This window comes from Acidimicrobiales bacterium, from assembly GCA_036273495.1.
Lineage (GTDB): Bacteria > Actinomycetota > Acidimicrobiia > Acidimicrobiales > JAJPHE01 > DASSEU01.
This window is the reverse complement of record DASUHN010000121.1, coordinates 1-2,254: the sequence shown is the minus strand read 5'-3', so window position 1 is coordinate 2,254 and position 2,254 is coordinate 1. Positions and strand designations below refer to the sequence as shown.

At 72.4% G+C, this 2,254-nt stretch carries 3 protein-coding genes; all 3 read right to left on the bottom strand.

Features of this window, described 5'->3' with window-relative positions:
* Window positions 1-444, bottom strand: a 444-nt coding sequence (locus tag VFW24_05130) for a hypothetical protein (protein HEX5266135.1), incomplete at its 3' end; no start/stop codon positions are given.
* A 7-nt stretch (window positions 445-451) separates the two neighbouring features.
* Window positions 452-1,342, bottom strand: coding sequence for a decarboxylating 6-phosphogluconate dehydrogenase (gene gnd, locus VFW24_05125; GenBank protein ID HEX5266134.1), 891 nt, complete (start codon window positions 1,340-1,342; stop codon window positions 452-454).
* Window positions 1,343-1,382: 40 nt separating this feature from the next.
* Window positions 1,383-2,254: hypothetical protein (locus VFW24_05120; protein HEX5266133.1), on the bottom strand; the 872-nt coding region annotated here is incomplete at its 5' end.

The window sequence follows — 2,254 nt, the reverse complement described above, 5'->3', positions numbered from 1 at the left end:
CATGCCGTGCTGGCCCAGGGCCCCGGCCACGATCGCGAACTGGTCGGGCACCGTCGCCAGGTAGTACACCCGGTTCCCGGCGGTGCCGCGTGCCTCGTCGACCTCGGCCAGCACCTGCTTCAGGGCGTCGAAGGTGTCGGGGTGGCCGTACTCCCCCTGGACGTAGCGGAAGCCGGACACCAGGTCGTCCCACTCCGGTCCCCCGTCGGGCACGGCGTCGGCGGCCACCTTGCGGAAGTCCTCGTCGGACAGGCCCGAACGGGCCACCCCGACGACGGCGAAGGCGTCGGACAGCTGGCGGCGCCGGGCCAGGGCCGCCAGGGCGGGCAGGAGCTTGCGGCTCGTGAGGTCACCGGACGCCCCGAACACGATCAGCGCCACGGGCGGGGCCTTGCGCTCGGCCTCCAGACCGAGCGCCAGCGGATTGGGCGCGGCGTCGGTCACCAGGGGTTCAACTCTCGGGCACGACGGCGTGGCCGCCGAACTGGTTGCGGAGGGCGGCCGACAGCCGGGCCGCGAACGAGTCGTCCTGACGCGAGCTGAAGCGGGCGAACAGGGAGGCAGAGATCACCGGCAGCGGCACGGCGCGGTCGACGGCGTCCTGGACGGTCCAGCGCCCCTCGCCGGAGTCGGCCACCACGCCGCGGATCTTGTCGAACGAGCCCTGGTCGGCCAGCGCCGCCTCGGCCAGGTCGAGCAGCCACGAGCGCACCACCGACCCGTAGCGCCAGATCGACGCGATCTCGTGCAGATCGAGGTCGAACTCGGTGGCGGAGTGCATCAGCTCGAAGCCTTCCCCGTAGGCCTGGATCATCCCGTACTCGATGCCGTTGTGGACCATCTTCACGTAGTGGCCGGCTCCCACCGGCCCCACGTGGGAGTAGCCGCCCTCAGGCGCCAGGGTGAGGAAGGCGGGCTCCACTACGGCCACCGCGTCCTTCTCCCCGCCGACCATGAGGCAGTAGCCGTTCTCCAGGCCCCACACGCCGCCGGAGACGCCGGCGTCGACGAAGCGGATGCCCTTGGTAGCCAGGCGGGCGGCGGCGGCGATGCCGTCCTTGTAGTACGAGTTCCCGCCGTCGACGATCACGTCCCCGGCCTCCATGGCCGAGGCGAGGGTGTCGATGGTCTGATCCGTCGGCGCACCCGCCGGCACCATCACCCACGCGACACGCGGCGCCTCGAGCTTGTTGACCAGCTCCTCGAGCGTGGCGGCGGTGCCCGCCCCCGCCCCGGCCACGTCCTGGCGCGCCGCCTCCGACAGGTCGAAGGCCACGACCTCGTGGCCGCCCTTCAGCAGCCGCCGGGTCATGTTGCCGCCCATGCGACCCAGACCGACCATTCCGAGCTTCATCGGCTCCTCCCCGTGTCCCGACGGAGACTCACGCCCCGACCTGGGCCAGGTCCTCCACCGCCACCCGCGTCACCCTGCGCTCGTGGCGCTGCAGGCTCTGGAAGTCCCCGAGGGCCTGGGCGGAGATGAGGGTCCCGAAGTCGTACTCGTGGCCCGGTATCGCCAGCCGGGGCCGGTCGGCGGCCGGGAGCAGCTGCACGGCGATCACCGTGTTCGGCCCCCCCTTGTGCAGCTGACCGGTGGAGTGGAGGAAGCGGGGCCCGTAGCCGGCGGTGACCGCCGCGCCACCGAGGCGGTCGCGCACCCGGCGCCGGGCCGCCTCCAGCGCCTCGTTCTGCCCGTAGGGGAGGTAGGCCTGCAGCGAGACGTAGTCCCCGGCGCGGAACTCACTGTCGAGCCATGCCGCCAGGTCGGCGGGAGCGGAGTCGGCGGAGACGGGAAGCGGGAGCGAGGACAGCACCCGCTTGGTGTTCTCCTTGGACTCCGCCACGTTGGGCTCGTCGAAGGGGTCGATCCCGAGCACGTGGCCGCAGACGGCCGTGGCCACCTCCCACGTGTAGAAGAGGGGGCCGAGGTCGAGCACCTGCTCGATGGCCACGGGCACGACGTGGCGGTCGTCACCCTCCTCGGGCTCGGTGGTCGGCACGGGGACGCAGCCGGTGCCGTGCTTGCCGGTCGACTCGGCCACCAGCTGCTCGACCCACAGCCCGAAGCTGGCGAAGCGCTCGGGGGGCACGATCGTCACCTTGTCCTGGCCCCGGCGCGCCGCCTGGCCCATGTCCACGCCCTGCTCCACGGCGGCCTCGATGTCGGAGTCGAGGGCCAGCTCGCAGAGCCCGTCGACCTCCAGACCGCCGAGGACGGCCGGCACCATGCCGAAGTACGACAGGACCGAGTAGC